Genomic DNA, 18,818 nt, shown 5'->3' with positions numbered 1-18,818 from the left:
CTTCTCACCGTGGCTTCGGAAATACCCACTTCCTTTGCAATCACAGTGTTGGGCATCCTGCCGTCTTTTTGAAGCAACTCAATAATTTTAAAATCCTTTTGATCCAAGCCGGTATGCACCTGGGCACTCCTTTTATATGAAATACTCCGCAAACCAGGGGTGTATTTCAAGCTTTGTTGTGGGCAAAAGCGGGTCAGAATGGAATCTGCCCGTGACAGCCCACATAAAATAGGACATACCCGGGAAAAGTGTCAACCATTGAATACAAAACTGCAAATTCAATTTAAAAATGGCATATTTCATTTCTGTTTTACACTTTCCAGAGTAATGTCCTCATTTTGAGGGTAAGTTTCCAACAAAGTGCAAACTCCTTTTTGGGTCATCTGAAAGATGCCTAAAAAGTTTGTTGAATTCCCTTTTCCACTGCTGCAACAATGGTGTCAAGTTCATCCTCGGTGACAGTGAGACAGGGCACAAAATAAAGCGTGGTGTTCAACCCGGGCAGACTGGAGTTGGTTCTGCCCACAATCACCTTTTCAGCCACAATATTACCCATGAGTTTCGCCATCTGCTGTTCAGTGGGGGGCGCCTTGTCCTCTTGATTTAAAACAATCTCAAGACCGCAGAAAAGCCCCACGCCCCGAACATCTCCCACATTGGGCAAATGGGCCAGCCCCTTTAATTTTTCCAAAAGGAGTTCTCCCATTTTACGACTGTTTTCCACAAGATTTTCATCTTCAATGATCCGGGTGCTCTCCAGTGCTGCGGCCATGGGAGCTGTGCATCCGCCATAGGTACTTATATCCCGGAAATAATTGGTCTGCTCCTCCGGGCGAGCTGTGTCATTGAGAAAAATATCAAAAATTTCCTGCTTCACGGCCGTGGCAGACAAGGCTTCATAGGAGCTTGCAAGTCCCTTGGCCATGGTAACAATATCAGGGTCCACATCATAATGTTCGTGTCCCCAGAATTTTCCGGTTCTGCCAAATCCGCACACCACTTCGTCCATGATGATCCACACCCCGTATTTTTTGCAGATCTCCTGAACAATGGGAAAATACTCCTTCACCGGAGGAATGATGCCGCCACCTGCGGTGATGGGCTCCACAATAAAGCCCCCCACAGTATCTGGCCCCTCCTTGAGAATCACCTCTTCAACGGCCCTGGCACACTCAATGTCACACCCGGGATATGTTTTGTCAAAGGGGCATCGATAGCAAAGGCAGTGGGGTACTTCAGGGAAGCCTTCCACAAAGGGACCAAACCCTTTTTTCCGTTCAAACTGGCCGCAGGCACTCATGGTGGCCACGGTGGTTCCGTGGTAATCCCGATCTCGATAAAGTATTTTATATTTTCCCTTTCGGGCAGGATCTATGCGGGATGCCAGACGCACCATTTTAAAGGCTTTTTCATTGGCTTCTGAACCGGAATTGGAAAAATATATCTTGTCATGCCGGGGCAGCAGTTCCAAAAGTTTGCTTGCAAATTTAATGGAGGGAATGGTGCCGTATGCCCCTGCAAAATAGGGCATCTCCTTCAGCTGCTCATACACGGCCCGGGCAATGGATTCCCGGCCATACCCCACCATGACACTCCACACCCCGCCGGATGTGGCATCAAGGTATTCATTGCCCCTGATATCTCTTATTTTAAGACCTTCCCCACCCACCACAATCATCTGTTCATTGTCTTTAAAGCAGGTGTGGGATTTCAGGTGATGCCACAGGCTGTTTTTGTCTCCAGCCACCATAGTCTCTACATCATAATCAAGCCAATTTTGTTCAGATGCCATTTCAATTCTCCCATGGGTGGAACACCCTATAGTTCCTGTAATTTTTTCAACTCTTTACCATGTTTCTTAGCAAGATTTTTCAATGCCAGAGCCACCTCTGCCTGTCCCTTGAGCCGCTGGGCCGCCTCTTTATAAAAAGAGATGGATCTGTTTGATAATTCAAGGGCATTGTGGGCCACGGCCCGGGGTGCCATTGCGGAAACATCTTCCAATGTGATGAGAAAAGCTTTTCGCTCAAATCCTTCAATGGTCTCCAGGATCATTTCCGTGACATTTTCCCTGCGCACCCGCAACACCTCTTTCACCCGCTTTTTTGCAGCCTTTGCAAAGGTTTCAAACGGTGCATGACAGGCATGGCAATCGGAATTTTTCAAAACATCGTTGTAAAATTCCAGCTGTTGATTTTCAATTTCCTCGGCAAATCCAAGGATACTTCCAAAATTAATCAGGGGCATATGGACCTCTATATCACCGGCCCTGCCATTATCAGGCAACGCCGGTGTTGTTTTTTTTATAAGAAAGTAATTTTAAATATCATAATTTCAGACACATACAGAACGGTAGAACCATTCGGATATTTTTATAATAGACTTTCATTATTTGTTGTGATGCAGCGCATCATGACCGTTATATAAAAAGGCAGCCTCCAAGGCAACCTCAGCAGAGCCGCCTCCCCCCGATGGGCAATAGGAACCGGACAATTGAGCTGTCTACAGTTCCGGTCCGGGCCCATTGCCCATCGGGGGGGGGGCGGCGGTATAATACCATTTGGCTCCGCGTCTACGACCCTATATTTGTTGTGTCCCACAGGAGATGCCCGTTAAACAGCGGTAACCTGACGATTTCATGATTTAAAAATATCGCTCAATAACCACCTTGGTATCGGTGAAAAATTGAAAAATTTCCCGACCATGTCCTTTAATATCCCCAAACATGGAATTACCGGAACCGCCAAAGGGAAAGAAACCCATGGGTGCGGCAATGCCGATGTTCACCCCGATCATGCCCGGGGCTGCACGATATCTTAATTCGCGAACTGCCTTGGCATTCTGGGTATAAATACAGGCGGCATTGGCGAAATCCCGGGTGTTAATCAATTCAATGACATCGTCCAGGGTTTCAGAACGTACAATGCTCACCACAGGGCCAAAGATCTCCTCTTTGGCAATGGTCATGTCCGGCGTTACCTTGTCAAATATGGTGGGCCCCACAAAAAATCCATGGGGATATCCTTCCACCTTAAAATCACGGCCGTCCAGAATCAATTCTGCCCCCTCTTCCAGACCCTTTTCAATGTAGGAGAGCACCCGGTCCCTGTGGGCACTGCTCACCACAGGCCCCATGGCTGTTGTTTCATCAAGGCCGTTGCCCACCTTCATGGCTTTGGTGCTGGCCACGAATTTTTCAATGAAGGCATCAGCGCCTTCCCCCACCGGCGAAAGTATGGAACCGGACAGGCAGCGCTGACCTGCACATCCAAAAAAGGAGGTGATCAAGGAGGGCATACCGGCATCCACATCGGCATCGGGCATGATGGCCACAATGTTTTTGGCACCGCCCAGGGACTGCACCCGTTTTCCTGTGGCTCCACACCGCTCATAGATATATTTGGCCGTGGGGGTGGACCCCACAAAGGAGACGCCTTCAATGTCCGGATGGTCCAGCATGGCATTAACCACGTCCCTGGAACCGTTCACCAGATTCACAACCCCTTCAGGAAATCCCACATCGTCAATGATATCAAAAATCTTATTCTGGGTCATGGGCACCTGCTCCGAGGGTTTCAACACATAGGTGTTGCCCGTGACCAATGCATAGGGCAAAAACCACCAGGGAACCATGGCTGGGAAATTATAAGGAGCAATGCAGGCAAAAACCCCCATGGGCTGACGATACAGCGCAGAATCAATGCCCTTGGCGATGTCTTCCAGACAATAGCCGGTCATCATGGTGGTGACGCCGGTGGCATGTTCAATATTCTCGATCATGCGCCGCACTTCCCCCCGGGATTCGTCAATGGCTTTGCCCTGCTCTGTGGTGAGTATGCGGGCAATTTCCTCAAATTCTTCTTCAAAAGCATCCTTGAGGCGGAAAAGATATCTTGCCCGGCTCAGGGGTGGCGTGGCCCGCCACTGGGGAAAGGCTTCCCGGGCTGCAGCCACAGCCGCATCCACATCCGAGGCAATTCCATAGGGAACTGAAGCTATCTTTTCGCCCAGAACCGGATTCCAGACATCTCCCAACGTGTCAGTAGCAGAATCCACCCATTCTCCGTTAATATAATTCTGTATTGCTTTTACACCCATTTGCCTTGCCTCCCCATAAAATAAAACAGATTAATAATCTAACATTTCAAATGCATATATGAAGGTTTAAAATTACCGGAACACGATGTGTCATCCTTCATCCTATTGATTCGGCTGCAAGCATGAAGAAGCCCACATGTTCATACGCAACAGTTTACTATTCGCTGCGAAATCATCCGACAACTTACAACATCTTGATCTTAACCATGTCCACATTCTTACAAGCATTCATTTCTATTGTCAAACAAAAATTTGCATTTAAAAACGATTAATGCAATTTAAATACCAATAAAACTCGAATATAGAAAGCAGCCCCCCCCAAATAATTGCGTTTATCAAAAAAAGATCCCCAGATGGCCGCCCTCCCCCCAAAAAACAGCGTGAAAATAATAATTCAACCCCAATGACAGACCCCATAAATAGCCGTTATTAAACAATTTTTGCAACTTTTACTATAACAGTGAAACGCCTCTGTTCTTAATGTTGCGAACTTGATAAAAAAAATGCGATATCCATTATTTAAAAATTTCAAGATCACAACTTATGATCCACAGAACCTGAAAAAAAGGCACAAGGCGCACAAGAGCTGATTCACCTTTGAAGCCAAAGCAATTTAAATCGGAATAAATTACTGTTTTTAAAAGAGATATAAATACTTCAAATATGAATCACGAATCCCAAACAAAACCTTTAATTGTATTTTCAAATAGTTATCAACAAAAAAGCACAATTCACATATGACTCACCAGGTATTCTCCATGGAAAAACAAAACAAATCTCCCCGAATTTATATTAAAATAACATTTTATTTCCTACACAAACGCCCGCCCAAGGACCCCTGAAAGCATTGCTAACAAAGATTATTTTAATAAAAAAAATCATCATCACACAAATTTATTAACACCTTACCGCATTGGTGGCACCTTTTTTGCATTTTGAACTGCCAAAACCAAAATTTTAAAAATATAGCCCCGATGCAGCGTAAAAATTAGGTTTGTCAACATAACCTGAAAATTACAAGCGTCATTTGGCCGGTGCCCCATATTCGCCTGTTTGGGACTGCACAGCAGAACCGACATCAGGTGATCAGGTTAAAACAAGTGAATATGGGATACAGGTCGAATATTTACGATGCAGATATGAACCGGCAACCACTTACATGTTATTTTTTATAAGGAGGAAGAGAGATCATGAGCAATCAACTACCCAGCCATGCACAGGTGGTCATCATCGGCGGTGGAATCGTGGGATGCAGTACGGCCTACCATCTTGTGGAAATGGGCTGGAAAGATGTGGTTTTACTGGAAAGAAAACGCATTTCATCTGGAACCTCCTGGGCTGCGGCCGGCCTTCTGGGACAATTATGGTCCACAAGTCCTTTAACCAAACTTGCCAAATACGGTGCCGATCTTTATGCAGGACTGGAAGCCAAAACCGGTCAGCCCACAGGTTATAAAAGAAATGGATCATTAAGGGTTTCCCGGACCCAGGCAAGAAGAAGTGAATACCAACGCGCCCTTGGCATGGCAAGGGCCTTTGGTATTAAAATGGAAGAGATCAGCATGGAGGAAGCAAAAAAACTCTTTCCTGTGATGCAGACAGACGACCTCACAGGGGCATGGTACCAGCCGGATGACGGCGTCACCAACCCCGAAGATACCACCCAGGCCCTGGCCAAGGGTGCCCGCATGGGCGGGGCCACCATCATTGAAAATATAAAGGTACTGGACATCAAGCTTGAAAACGATACTGTCAAGGGTGTCAAAACCGATCAGGGCGAAATCCAGTGTGAATATGTGGTCAACTGTGCCGGCATGTGGGGCCGTGAAGTGGGAAAAATGGTGGGTGTATCCCTTCCCCTGGTGGCGGCGGAGCACATGCACATGACCACAGAACCCATAGAAGGCGTCTACAAGGAGATGCCATACCTTCGGGACATGGACGGGTACATCTATATTAAAGAAGAGATGGGAGGCCTGCTCATGGGAGGGTTTGAACCCATGGCAAAAACCTGGGGGGTGAAAGGCATCCCGGATAATTTTGAATACACCCAGCTGGATGAAGACTGGGACCAGATGGATCTTTTCATACAGAACGCCATCATTCGATGTCCTGCCTTTGAAGAGACCGGTGTTACCAATCTTACCACCGTACCTGAAAGTTTCACCCCGGACACCTCCTATCTTCTGGGGGAAGCGCCCGGTGTGAAAAATTTCTTTGTGGGCTGCGGCATGAACTCCGTGGGCATCACAAGTGCCGGTGGTGCCGGCATGGCCCTGGCCACCTGGATTGTCCAGGGATACCCGGACGAAGATCTGTGGCCGGTGGATGTGAGACGTTACAACAAATGGCAGAACAACCTTAAATATATTGAAGAACGGGTCAATGTGGAGTCCGTGGGCAACCTTTATGCCGACCATTTCCCATTTAAACAGCCCACCTCTTCAAGGGATGTGTTAAAAACCCCCATCCATGACAGACTAAAAGACCTGGGGGCCTGCTTTGGCGTGGTGTCCGGCTGGGAACGGGCCAACTGGTTTGCCCCTGAAGGCGTTGAGCCCAAGTATGAATACAGCTGGGAACGACAGAACTGGTTTGACTTCTCTGCCCGGGAACACATGAACATCCGGGAAAATGTCGGTATTTATGATCTGACCTCCATGGGAAAATTTCTCATGCAGGGAAAAGATGCTGAAAAAGTGCTCCAGACAGTATGTGCCAATGATGTGGCCCAACCCGTGGGAAAAGTTGTTTATACCCAGATGTTAAATGAACGGGGCGGCATTGAAGCTGACATCACCGTGACAAAAATGGAAGAAGATAAATTTTTCATTGTCACCGCCGGTGCCACCACCACCCGGGATTTTGACTGGATCAAGCGCCACACACCCAAAGATGCCCATGCCACACTCACCGATGTCACCTGGTCCTATACCATGCTCGGTGTCATGGGGCCCAAATCAAGGGATCTGTTAAGCAAAATCACTGATGAAGATCTTTCCAATGACGCCTTTCCCTTTGCCACGGCCAAGGAAATTTATGCAGGATTTGCCACAGCCTATGCCGTTCGCATGAGTTTTGTGGGAGAACTTGGCTGGGAACTCTATATCCCCACCCCCTTTGCCCAGGGCATTTTTGATGAACTGATGAAGGCCGGTGAAGAATTTAACGTTAAAATGTGCGGTCTCCATGCCGTGGATTCCCTGCGCCTGGAAAAGGGGTACCGTCACTGGAGCAGCGACATATCCCCGGACGATACTCCCTATGAGGCAGGACTGGGCTTTGCTGTGAAACTTGATAAAGACGATTTCATTGGAAAAGCTGCCCTGGTAAAACAAAAAGAAGAGGGTATCAAGAAAAAACTGGTGATCTTTACCATTGATGATCCAGAGCCGTTGATTTACCATGATGAACCCATCTATCGCAACGGAGAAATAGCAGGCGAAAACACCCACGGTTCCTACGCCCATGTGTCAGGACATTCCATCGGCATGGTGTATCTCTCCAATAGAGAGGGGATCCGCGATGAATGGATCATGGACGGAAAATATGAAATTGAAGTGGAAAACAAACGCTATCCCATTACAATTCATTTAAAAGCGCCCTATGATCCCCAGGGAAAGTCCATCAAGGCCTGACATTTTTTTTATTAGAAAATAAAACTTCCGGGCAACCTAAGGCAGAGCCGCCCCCCCGATGGGTAACAGGAACCGGACAATTGAGCTGTCTACAGTTCCGTTCCGGGACCATTACCCATCGGGGGGGCGGCGGTATAATACCATTTAGTTCCGCGTCTACGACCCTATATTTGTTGTGTCCGGCAGGAGATGCCCGTTCTATGAAATAGTTCGAAACCCGGGGGGGGGCGTCTCAAGCTTTTGAGATGGCAGAACCGAATCAGAATAAGCACTGCCTGCGGAAGTTACAAAGAAAAAAAAGAACCACCCGAAAACAACAGAATACGTAATCAGGACAAAAATCGTTTTACAAGGTTAATTCCACAGCAAAACGGTCTTTTGTCATGACCCATAACAGACTTGAAAAAAAGGAGTTTACATGAAGCGTCCCATCAAGTCCGGAAAACTTTACAATGGCGGTTTCAGCCTCAATGTGCTCACAGAAGATGAGTTGTACGAAATTCATCTGGGCACACTTGAGATACTGAAAAACACCGGTGTATACGTTGAAAGCCGGGAAGCCAGAGAAATTTTCAGTGGCGGCGGTGCCACCATTAACGAAAAGGACAATGTGGTTACTTTCCCCCCCTATCTGGTGGAAGATGTCATCCGGTGGGCACCGGATACCTACCACGCCTATGGTCGGATTCCTGAAAGCGACGTGGCACTGGAAGCCAACCGGGTCACCTTTACCAACTTTGGCGAAGGCATCATGTTTGTGGACCCCTACACCGGTGAGCACCGTGAAACCACCAAAAAAGATGTGGAGATGGCAGCCCGGATCATTGATTACCTGCCCCATGTGGAGACCTATGAACGATGTATGCTCTCCCATGACAAACACCACTCTGTCCAGGCCCTGCACAATGCCGAAGCGTCCTTGACCAATACCACCAAACATCATTGGCTGGGGCCGGTGGACCGATACCAATGCGGTAAAATCATTGAAATCTGCTCAGCCATCGCAGGGGGTAACGATAAATTCAGGGAAAGACCTTTTCTAACCTTTGTCACCTGTCCCATCAGCCCGTTAAAACTTTCCAGCCACCACTGCGAGATCATCATTGAAGCAGCCCGGAACGGCATGGGGGTAAACTGCATCGGCATGGCCATGTCCGGCGGTTCCTCCCCCATCCACATTGCAGGTACCCTGGTGCAGCAGAATGCTGAACTCCTGGCAAGCCTTGTATTGTCCCAGCTGGTGAAAAAGGGAGCACCTTTCATGTATGCCTCCTCCACCTGCCCCCTGGATCTGAAACAGGGCACGGCATCGGTGGGATCTCCTGAAACCGGCATCATCAATGCAGCTGTGGCACGCCTTGCGCGATACTACAGCCTGCCCTGTTTTGCCGCCGGTGGTTAGGGCGATTCAAAATTAACCGATTATCAGTCAGGCCACGAAAAAACCATCACCGGTATCCTTCCGGCGTTGTCAGGGTGCAACGTTATCTACGGACTGGGTATGCTGGAAATGGGCATCACCTTTGATCTGGCACAGCTGGTGCTGGACAATGAAGTGGCAGGCATGATCAAAAGAACGGTGAACGGTATTGAGGTCAATGATGAAACCCTTAGTCTGGATACGATCAAGGAGGTCGGCCCATTTAAGGATTATCTTGCCCATAAATCCACCTTTCAAAACATGCGCTTAACCAGTAGCCCCAAACTGATGAATCGACAGATGCGACCCAAATGGGAAGCTGCGGGGTCCAAGGATGCCTATGAGCGGGCCAATGACGAAGTGCGTCATATCCTTGAAACCTATGAGCCCCCACAGCTGTCTGACGAAGTTCTCAAAAAAGTGCGGGATATTGTGGACGGTGCTGAAGAAGAACTGGGCATCAAAAAATAGCCCAAAGATCCACCGGGTTGATGCCACACAACCGGGGTGTGACCCGGTGGGTCAAAACCAACCAAACGATTTAATGAAGGATATTAACAATGCGCATTTATGTGTGTGTCAAGCATGTTCCCGATACCGCAGCCAATATTAAAATTGTGGGAGATGCCGCCTATGACACAGAAGTAAAATATGTGGCAAACCCCTATGATGAATACGGTGTTGAAGAAGCTGTGAGCCTGGTGGAAAAAAATAAAAAAGGCGAGGTCATTGCCGTATGTGTGGGGGACAAAGGGGCAGCCAACACATTAAAAGCCGTCATGGCCATGGGTGTTCACCGCAGTATTCTTATCAAAACTGAAGATCAGTTCCCCGGAAGTGACATAACTGCCAAAGCCCTTTGTAAAGCCATCACCGACGATGGCGGGGCCGACCTTATCTTCATGGGAAAACAGTCCGTGGATGGAGAAGGCATGCAAACCCCCTATCGCCTGGCTGCGGAAATGGGCCTTCCCGTGGCCACAGGTATTGTGGCGTTTTCCCATGGGGGGGAAACCGTAAACGTACAACGGGAAATTGACGGCGGGGCAAAGGAACTTATTACCATAAAAACCCCCTGTGTTCTGGGTGCCGCCAAGGGCTTGAACGAACCCCGTTTTCCCAAGCTGCCGGCCATTCTCAAGGCCAAGAAAAAAGAGATCAAAGAGATGGATCTTGCCGATATGGGCCTTACCGACCAGGGACAGTGCCGGCTCAAATCCCTGGAACCGGTCCAGGAACGATCCAATGCAAAGATACTTGAGGGCAGTACCCGGGAAATCGTGGCCTCCCTGGTCCAGATTTTAAAAGAAGAAGAAAAGGTCATTTAAGGAGAAGATCATGTCCAAGACAGGCGTATTCATAGAAACAACGGATCAGGAGATCAAACAAAGCGTGTTTGGTGTCATCTCCGCTGCTGCGGCCGGTGGCGGGGAAGTCACTGGATTTCTCCTGGACGGCCGGGCAGACAAATACAAAGATCAACTGGCAGCCTGCGGTGTCACAGAACTTGTGGCCCTTGAAGCCAAAGATATTGATTTTTCCAAATCCCCCCAGGCTACAGGAGAAGCCCTGGCAAAGGGGGCAACGGATTTTGGCATCAGCGCCCTTCTCGGGGTGAGCAGCCCCACGGGTAACGATGTTCTGGCCCGGGCCGCCATGGCCTTAAAGGCCCCCCTGGCCCTGGACTGCATGGATGTTGATTTCACCGCCAATACAGTGAAAAAATCCCATTTTTCCGGCAAGGCCGTTGCCACACTGGAAATGACAGGTGCCCTCTTTGTGTGCGGCATCCGTCCCAATAGTTTTGAAGCTGTTGAATCCCCGGTCACCATTAAAATAACCCCGCACACCGTGGAAGTGGAAAACAGCGATGCCATCATTGTCACCGAGGTTCAGGCAGCGGATTCCAGCCGGAAAGATCTCACCGAAGCCACGGTGATCATCTCCGGGGGACGTCCCATGGCATCCAGTGACAATTTTAAAATTCTTGATGAATGTGCCCGGAAACTCGATGCTGTGGTGGGGGCATCCAGGGCCGCTGTGGATGCAGGCTATGCCCCCCATTCCATGCAGGTGGGACAGACCGGTAAAATTGTCAGCCCCAAACTTTACATTGGATGCGGTCTTTCAGGGTCGGTGCAGCATTTTGCCGGCATGAAAACATCCAAGGTCATTGTGGCCATCAACACGGACAAGGACGCCCCCATCTTCACCAAATCCGATTACGGCATCATCGGAGATCTGTTTGAAGTGGTACCGGCATTGACAAAGGAACTGGAAAAACAGGGATAATAAAGCCATGACACTGTATCTTGCTCTTAAATCAGCAATTATGGCGATTTTACTCGCCGGGGCGTTTTACCTCTTTAAAACCAAGGTTCAACGGCTTTTTCTTATCATGCAATCCGTGGACGGTCCCGGTCCCGGGGAACCGGATCGCATCAAAGAACGCATGGGAGTGCTGTTCAGGGATGTGCTGGGCCAGAGCAATGTACGGCGCAAAAAAATGGCGGGCTGGGCCCACACCCTTATCTTTTTCGGGTTTCTGGCGGTCCAGCCCCACTCCCTGGAATTGATGATCCGGGGGGTCATTCCCGGTTTCAGCGTGGGACACCTGCTGCCGGGGCTGTATAATTTCTACCTTTTTACGGCGGACATCCTGGGATTTCTGGTGCTTGCCGGATTTGCATATGCCGCCCACCGCCGCTTTGTTACCAAGCCCGCATACCTCACCATGGGAAGGGATGCCAATCTCATCATTCTTTTCACCAGTGTGATCATCATCACCTTTCATCTGATCAATGCCTGCCAGGTGGTATCCCCCTATGCGGCCCAGGGGTATGATTACAGCGGTGTGTTCCCCGTTTCCGGCATCATCGTCTCGATTTTCGGCATGGCGCACCTGTCCGCCGATACCCAGGTATTTTTGTTTGAAACCTTCTATTTCATCCACATGCTGACCATCCTGGGATTTCTGATCTACATTCCCGGTTCCAAGCACCTGCACCTTCTGGCGGCGGCCCCCAATGTATTTTTAAAGCCTCTGGAACGGGAAAAGGCGGTTCAAAAAACAGACATTGAGGACGAAGACGCCGAAAGCTTCGGCCTTGGCAAAATAAACGAACTCAACTGGTATAATGTGTTAAATCTCTATGCCTGCACCGAGTGCGGCAGGTGTCAGGAACAATGCCCTGCTGACCACACAGGCAAACCATTGTCACCCAAGGCCATTGTCCACGATCTTAAGACAGATCTGTTCAAGTGGTCCGATAATATCCTGAAAGGCAATAAAGAAGAAATTGACCCCATTGTGGGGGAAGGGACAGAGATCACACCGGATATTATCTGGTCCTGCACCACCTGCCGGGCCTGTGAAGATATCTGCCCTGTGAACATCCAGCACCTTGATTTTATCCTGGAAGCCAGAAAATATCAGGTACTCATGGAGGCGGAATTCCCCGTGGAAATGCAGGACACCTTCACCAACCTTGAAAACCAGGGCAACCCCTGGGGATTCAGTGCAGACACACGGGGCAATTGGGCAAAGGAGACGGGCATTCCCACCATGGCAGAAAATCCCCACCCGGACATTCTCTGGTTTGTGGGCTCCGCATCCTCCTTTGACGACCGGGCCGTTAAAATTTCCAGGGCCCTGGCAGAACTGCTGAAAATAGCCGGTGTCAATGTGGCCATACTGGGTGAACAGGAATGGGGAGTGGGGGATACGGCCCGCCGGGCAGGTAATGAATACCTGGCCCAGATGATGATCATGCAGAATGTGGAGGTGTTGAATGAATGCAGGCCCAAAAGGATTCTCACGGCCTGCCCCCACACCTATAATATGTTGAAAAATGAATATCCTGAATTTGGTGCTGATTTTCCCGTGGTTCACCATTCCCAGTATCTTCTGGAACTTGTCCGGCAAAACCGGTTGATTCTGGATGAAAGGTCCCTTGGTACCATCACCTTCCATGATTCATGCTATCTGGGACGATGGAACGGTATCTTTGACGAGCCAAGGGAGCTCATCGCACAGATGAACCGGGGACAGGCCCCCATTGAAATGAAACGCACAAAAGACAAGGGCTTCTGCTGCGGTGCCGGCGGTGCAAGGATGTTCATGGAGGAAACTTTGGGCAATTATATCAATGTGGACCGGGCAAAGGAGATCACAGCCACAGGTGCAGACATGGTGGCCTCGGCCTGCCCCTACTGCATTACCATGCTCCAGGACGGCCTTAAAGAGTGTGGCAGTGAGATCAAGGTCCATGATCTTGCAGAAATTATGCACCGAAAAATAAAGGAAACACATTAAAAGGCACCTGGCAGATTTGAAGATACGATTTCAATAAATCCGCTAATGTCCTGGGGAACACAACAAAGATTATATGGTATCATGCCGCCCCCCGACGGGCAATGGGCCCGGGCCGGAACTGTAGACAGCTCAATTGCCCGGTTCCTATTGCCCGTCGGGGGGGCTCTGCTGAGGGTGCCCGGAAGTTTTATTTTCTAATAAACTGCCATGGGCAGAGCTCATCTTGCACCTCGGCTTGCCCAAACAAAGTACGAAAAAACGTTAAATTTATCTACCCTTTCATATGAAACAAACAAAAACGGCAAAGGATTTAATTTATTTAAAGTCTTTTTTAAAACTCAAAACAAACCAGAAAACAGAGGAGAAAAAATGGCAAACAATGTAAAAGAAACGCCAAAATCCAACGGCATATTAGGACAATATGACCCCAAATTATTCTGGAGCACATTGATTCTGTGCTGTGCCATCACCCTGTGGGGAATCATGGCTCCAGACAATTTTTCCAAGGCCATGAGCAGTTCACAAAACTGGATTTCCGTTAATTTTGGATGGTTTTTCATGCTGTCTGTGTCCGCTTTTATCGCATTCCTTGCATGGGTGGGAGTGAGCCGGTATGGAGACATTTCATTGGGACAGGATAACGAAAAACCCGAATTCTCCTTTGGTTCATGGATTGCCATGTTATTTAGCTGCGGTATTGGCATCGGCTTTATATTCTGGGGAGTTGCCGAACCCCTGTACCATTACATGTCCCCTCCCTATCTGGCCAAAGGTGCCACCCCCGGGGCAGCCCCGGTGGCCATGCAGATCAGTCTTTTGCACTGGGGAATTCACGGATGGGCCTGTTACGCCATTGCCGGTCTTGCCATTGCCTACACCACCTATCGTCTTAAAATGCCCCTTTCCATTGCCAATTCCCTCCATGGTATCTTAGGGGATAATACCAAAGGATTCTGGGGCAAACTTGTGGACTTTCTGGCCGCCTTTGCCACCATCGCAGGCATTGCCACTTCCCTTGGCATGGGGCTCATGTCCATCAAGTTCGGTATTAATCACGTTTTTGGTGCAGATCTTGGCACCACAGGCCTTGTGGTGGTGATGCTGTTTCTCATTGTGGGATACACCGTCTCAGCCGTGTCAGGACTCCAGCGGGGCATCAAGTACCTGAGTAACACCAACATGGTGCTTGCCTTTTTTGTATTATTGTTTTTTCTCTTTGCCGGTCCCACAAAATTTTTATTAAACCTCATGGTGGACTCGGTGGGACAATACTTTTCCAATTTTGTCTTCATGTCCTTCTGGACCGATCCCATGGCCCAGGCCAGCGAAGGTAAATGGATGGGATGGTGGACCATCTTCTACTGGTGCTGGTGGATCGCATGGGGACCCTTTGTGGGGGGATTTGTGGCACGTATTTCCAAAGGACGCACCATCCGGGAATTTATTTTCGGTGTTATCCTTGTTCCCCTTGTCATCACCTTTGTCTGGTTCAACGTGGTGGGGGGATCTGCCCTTCATGCGGAAATGAACGGCACCCTTGAAATGTACAAGGCCATTTCCGCCGATGCAGGCTCCGGTATCTTTACATTGCTCACCCAATATCCCCTGGGCGGTCTTATCAGCTTCATCGTTTTTTTCAATTTAATCATTTTTTTGATCACCTCTGCAGACTCTGCATCATTTTTTGTTGCCATGATCATCTCAGGAGGAGAACTGGAGCCCAGCACACCGGTAAAATTAATCTTTGGTTTTTTAATCGGTTCCATCACCGTGGTGCTGCTCATAACAGGAGGATTAAAGGCATTGCAGACCGCTTCCATTGTGGCAGCCCTGCCCTTTGCCTTTGTCATGGTGGGCATGATGGTTTCCACTTTTCTTCTATTAAAAAAAGAAAAATAATTCTGCCATAACAAAACCTGATGAATTTTGATTCTCTGTCAGGATTAAATCGCCTAAATTTAATTAAACCCGGAGTATAGACATGATCTCTTCCAATACATTCTGCAACTCAAGCACACGAAAACTTCCCCGCACCAAAATTGTGGGAGATGCCGACCTGCCCCGTATCCATGAAGCCAGCATTGATCTTCTGGAAAACAACGGGGTGATATTTGAACATGATGAAGCCCTTGCCGTTTTTAAAAAACACGGGGCAAAGGTTGAGGGAAAAACCGTATTTATTCCCAGAGCCATGGCAGAAACCGCCATGGACCAGGCCCCCACAGTGTATCGCCATGTGGCAAGAAACAATGCCCAGTCGGTGACCATAGGAGACGGCATGGCCCCACATCCCAATGTGGGTTGTGTCTTTTGTGAAGACATGGACCGGGGAAAACGCCGGGGGCTTCTGGAGGATTATGCCAATTTTCAAAAATTGTCCCAGGCCAGTGACATTGTAAAGCTCACCGGAGCCACCCCTGTGGCCCCTGATGATGTGGAGGCATCGGAACGGGCCCTTTACATGCTTTACGAAACCATTAAACACACGGACAAACCCCTCATAGGAAGTTGCACTGTCACCAAAAAGGCGGAAGAATCCCTTAAAATGGTGGAAATGGTCTTTGGGGAAGATTATCTTGAAAATAATTATTGTGTGGGGGTCAGCACCAACCCTTTAAGTCCGTTGAAATATGCCACGGAAACCCTGGACACCGTCATTGCCTATGCAAAAAAGAATCAACCGGTGTATCTGCTGCCCTGTGCCCTGGCCGGTATCACAGCCCCCATGTCTGTGTTTGGCAGCATTGTGCAGCAAAACACCGAGGTGCTGGCAGGCAATGCCCTGATCCAGCTCATTAATCCCGGATGTCCCATGGTGTATTGTCCCGCCTCCACTGTGGCGGACATGCGCACCGCCATCTGCATCTATGCCCCGCCGGAACAATTTCTCATCAACTCTGCCTGTCTTCAGATGGCCATTGATTTTTACAAGGTGCCCACCCGGATCATGGCAGGAATGACCGACTCCAAAGAGGTGGACATCCAGGCCGGATACGACACCATGCAGAACATGATGATGGGCCTCATGTCAGGGGGCCACATGATTGAACAGGTATTTGGGGTGCTGGATGCCATCATGACCATATCATACGAAAAGTTCATCATTGATGAAGAGATGATGCGCCGGGTGATCCGTATCTGCGAAGGGGTGGACACCTCGGACAGTGAAATATCTCTGGATGTAATGAAGGAGGTGGGACCCGGCGGCAGTTATCTCTCCCATGCTGACACCTTTAAAAGATTCAAAAGCCAATGGCTGCCCACGGTGTCCTGCTGGACATCCTACGATAAATGGGAATCCACCGGCAAAGAGAGCATCATGGCCCGGGCCAACAAAAAATACAAGGAAATCCTTGCCGCCCGGCCTGAAATGATGATTTCAAAGGATCTGGACAAGGATCTGAAAAAATTCCTGGAAAAAGTCAGAGGAGAATAATCCATGAAACGCCCGGTTCCTTGCCGCAAAAGGAACCGGGAAACACCATCCACCCTCCAGCCATACCCGGTCCGATTAATATTGACCACGGACAAGAGAGTTGATATGGGTTCGGTCATAATACTTTTACGCCAACGGAAAAATTAAGATGACCAAACTATCTCCTGAAACCATATTGCAACACGCATGCATCGGCGTCATGGGCCTGGATAACAATGGAATCATTCAATATATAAATCCCCGGGCCCAGGAACTGCTGGTATGTGATACACACAACGGCATCAGCCTTGACACCATTGCCCCCCAAATATGGAAACAGGTAAAAACGCTTATCCAACAGGGCATGAATGAACAGGCCATTCATATCCAAGGCCCCCGGGGCGGCATTGAAATGGTTGTCTCACCGGTTGACAAAAAAGCCAAAACAAGCTCCGACAATTTTAACGGTGTGGTCTGTTTTTTACGAAGCCATGAAAAATTTGAGTCCTCTGCCTGGCAATATCCCACCATTAAAGAGATGCATCTCCAGTTCCAATCCTTACTGGACCACAGTTATTATGGAATTTACATCATTGACGGCAACGGTATTGTTTTAAGGGTCAATGATGTGGCCGCAGGCCTCATCGGCATGACCAAGGAAGAGATGGTGGGCATGCCCATTGGAGAACTTGCAGAAAAAGGCATTGTTGACCAGGCACTAAGCCCTGCCATACTGAAATCAAAAAAACCCCTGACCCGCCCCTTGTATGTTGTAAAAAGCAATAAATACATCATGGCCTCGGGCATGCCCATTTTTGACAAAAAAGGAGACATTCGTTTTGTGGTGGTCATTGAGCATGACATGACCATTGTCAAAGAGTTAAGAGATCAGCTCAAACATGCCAGACAGGTGGCGGACACCATTAAAAATGAACTGTCCGACCGCAATCTTCTTGAACTTAAAAGCCATGAAGTCATTGCAGATTCTCCTGCCATGAATCAACTTTTAACGGTTCTTTTAAAGCTTGCCAAAATGGATGCCTCCAACATTCTCATCACAGGAGAGTCTGGCACCGGCAAGGGATTTTTATCCAAATTTGTACACCAGAACGGCAGCCGCAAAGACAAACCGTTTATCTCCATCAACTGTGCGGCCCTGCCGGACATGCTGCTGGAAGCAGAGCTGTTCGGTTACGAAAAAGGCGCATTCACCGGTGCTTCCAATACAGGCAAAGCCGGCTTATTTGAGCTTGCCAACAACGGTACCATTTTTCTTGATGAAATCGGGGATATGCCCTTTCCCATACAGGCCAAACTGCTTAAATGCCTGGATGACGGTGAAATCCGACGTCTGGGGGGCACCAAATCCATCAAAGTAGACTGCATTGTCATTGCAGCCACCAACCATAACCTTGAAAAGCAGGTTCAGCAAAAAAAATTTCGCCAGGATCTTTATTTTCGGCTCAATATTTTTCCGGTTCATATCCCCCCGCTGCGTGAAAGACGCGAAGATATCCTGAAGATATGCGATTTTTATTTAAAAAGATACAATAAGGCATATAATCAGAAAAAACGATTTTCAGAAAAATGCATTGAACAACTTCAAGGCTATCATTTTCCCGGCAATGTGCGCGAACTGAAAAACATCATCAAAAATGCGGTGGTTATCAAAGAAAACAATGTCCTGGACACGGTTCTTCCCCCGGGAAAAAACAAAGCAGTCCCCATCTCTCCGCCTTGTGAGGAAACAGCTGCCCCCCCTGCATCCAAAGGACTCAATGAAGAAATTCTGGCATTTGAAAGGGAAAAACTGACCCAGGCATTAAATCACTGCACCTCCACCAGAATACTGGCAGATTATCTTGGGGTCAGCCAATCCACAGTGGTTCGAAAACTTAAAAGGCATGGACTTTCTGTTGAGTAATCAAACCG

Annotated in this window: 11 protein-coding genes and 1 pseudogene; 8 read left to right on the top strand and 4 right to left on the bottom strand. The window is 48.5% G+C overall.

The window, feature by feature from the left end:
* The 4 genes from B9A32_RS22570 to B9A32_RS15605 form a co-directional block, all read right to left on the bottom strand.
* Positions 1-119, bottom strand: a 119-nt coding sequence (locus B9A32_RS22570) for an Lrp/AsnC family transcriptional regulator (RefSeq protein WP_408607042.1), incomplete at its 3' end; no start/stop codon positions are given.
* Between the two features lie 275 nt (positions 120-394).
* Entirely contained in the window at positions 395-1,792 is a 1,398-nt protein-coding gene (locus B9A32_RS15620) for an aminotransferase family protein (protein ID WP_084070592.1), read from the bottom strand.
* Between the two features lie 26 nt (positions 1,793-1,818).
* Positions 1,819-2,286: a hypothetical protein gene (locus B9A32_RS15615; RefSeq protein ID WP_212637968.1), complete on the bottom strand. Its 468-nt coding sequence runs from the start codon at positions 2,284-2,286 to the stop codon at positions 1,819-1,821.
* A gap of 357 nt (positions 2,287-2,643) precedes the next feature.
* Positions 2,644-4,098 (bottom strand): CoA-acylating methylmalonate-semialdehyde dehydrogenase, encoded by a 1,455-nt coding sequence (locus tag B9A32_RS15605; protein ID WP_084070583.1) that lies wholly within the window; start codon positions 4,096-4,098, stop codon positions 2,644-2,646.
* Positions 4,099-5,288: 1,190 nt separating this feature from the next.
* Between B9A32_RS15605 and B9A32_RS15600 the strand changes: the two genes are divergently transcribed.
* From B9A32_RS15600 to B9A32_RS15560, 8 genes and pseudogenes are all read left to right on the top strand, one after another.
* Positions 5,289-7,736, top strand: a complete 2,448-nt coding sequence (locus tag B9A32_RS15600) for a GcvT family protein (RefSeq protein WP_084070580.1) — start codon at positions 5,289-5,291, stop codon at positions 7,734-7,736.
* Positions 7,737-8,154: 418 nt separating this feature from the next.
* Positions 8,155-9,627, top strand: a pseudogene (gene mttB / locus B9A32_RS15595) ([trimethylamine--corrinoid protein] Co-methyltransferase).
* 89 nt (positions 9,628-9,716) lie between these two features.
* The gene (locus B9A32_RS15585) at positions 9,717-10,484 is read left to right on the top strand and encodes an electron transfer flavoprotein subunit beta/FixA family protein (RefSeq protein ID WP_084070571.1); all 768 of its coding nucleotides are present in this window, start codon (positions 9,717-9,719) and stop codon (positions 10,482-10,484) included.
* A gap of 10 nt (positions 10,485-10,494) precedes the next feature.
* Positions 10,495-11,448, top strand: coding sequence for an electron transfer flavoprotein subunit alpha/FixB family protein (locus B9A32_RS22180; RefSeq protein WP_084070569.1), 954 nt, complete (start codon positions 10,495-10,497; stop codon positions 11,446-11,448).
* 7 nt (positions 11,449-11,455) lie between these two features.
* A complete protein-coding gene (locus tag B9A32_RS15575; RefSeq protein WP_084070566.1) occupies positions 11,456-13,471 on the top strand; it encodes a heterodisulfide reductase-related iron-sulfur binding cluster in 2,016 nt (671 codons plus the stop codon).
* Between the two features lie 369 nt (positions 13,472-13,840).
* Positions 13,841-15,370: a BCCT family transporter gene (locus tag B9A32_RS15570; protein ID WP_084070611.1), complete on the top strand. Its 1,530-nt coding sequence runs from the start codon at positions 13,841-13,843 to the stop codon at positions 15,368-15,370.
* Positions 15,371-15,452: 82 nt separating this feature from the next.
* Positions 15,453-16,907 carry a trimethylamine methyltransferase family protein gene (locus B9A32_RS15565; RefSeq protein ID WP_084070563.1) on the top strand — a complete coding sequence of 485 codons (1,455 nt, stop codon included), beginning with the start codon at positions 15,453-15,455 and terminating at the stop codon, positions 16,905-16,907.
* Between the two features lie 148 nt (positions 16,908-17,055).
* The gene (locus B9A32_RS15560; RefSeq protein ID WP_084070562.1) at positions 17,056-18,810 is read left to right on the top strand and encodes a sigma-54 interaction domain-containing protein; all 1,755 of its coding nucleotides are present in this window, start codon (positions 17,056-17,058) and stop codon (positions 18,808-18,810) included.
* Positions 18,811-18,818 lie beyond the last annotated feature (8 nt).

It is taken from the genome of Desulfocicer vacuolatum DSM 3385 (assembly GCF_900176365.1).
In the GTDB taxonomy this organism is placed as follows: domain Bacteria; phylum Desulfobacterota; class Desulfobacteria; order Desulfobacterales; family Desulfobacteraceae; genus Desulfocicer; species Desulfocicer vacuolatum.
Note: the sequence above shows the minus strand (reverse complement) of the source record. Positions and strands in the feature narration are given on the sequence as shown.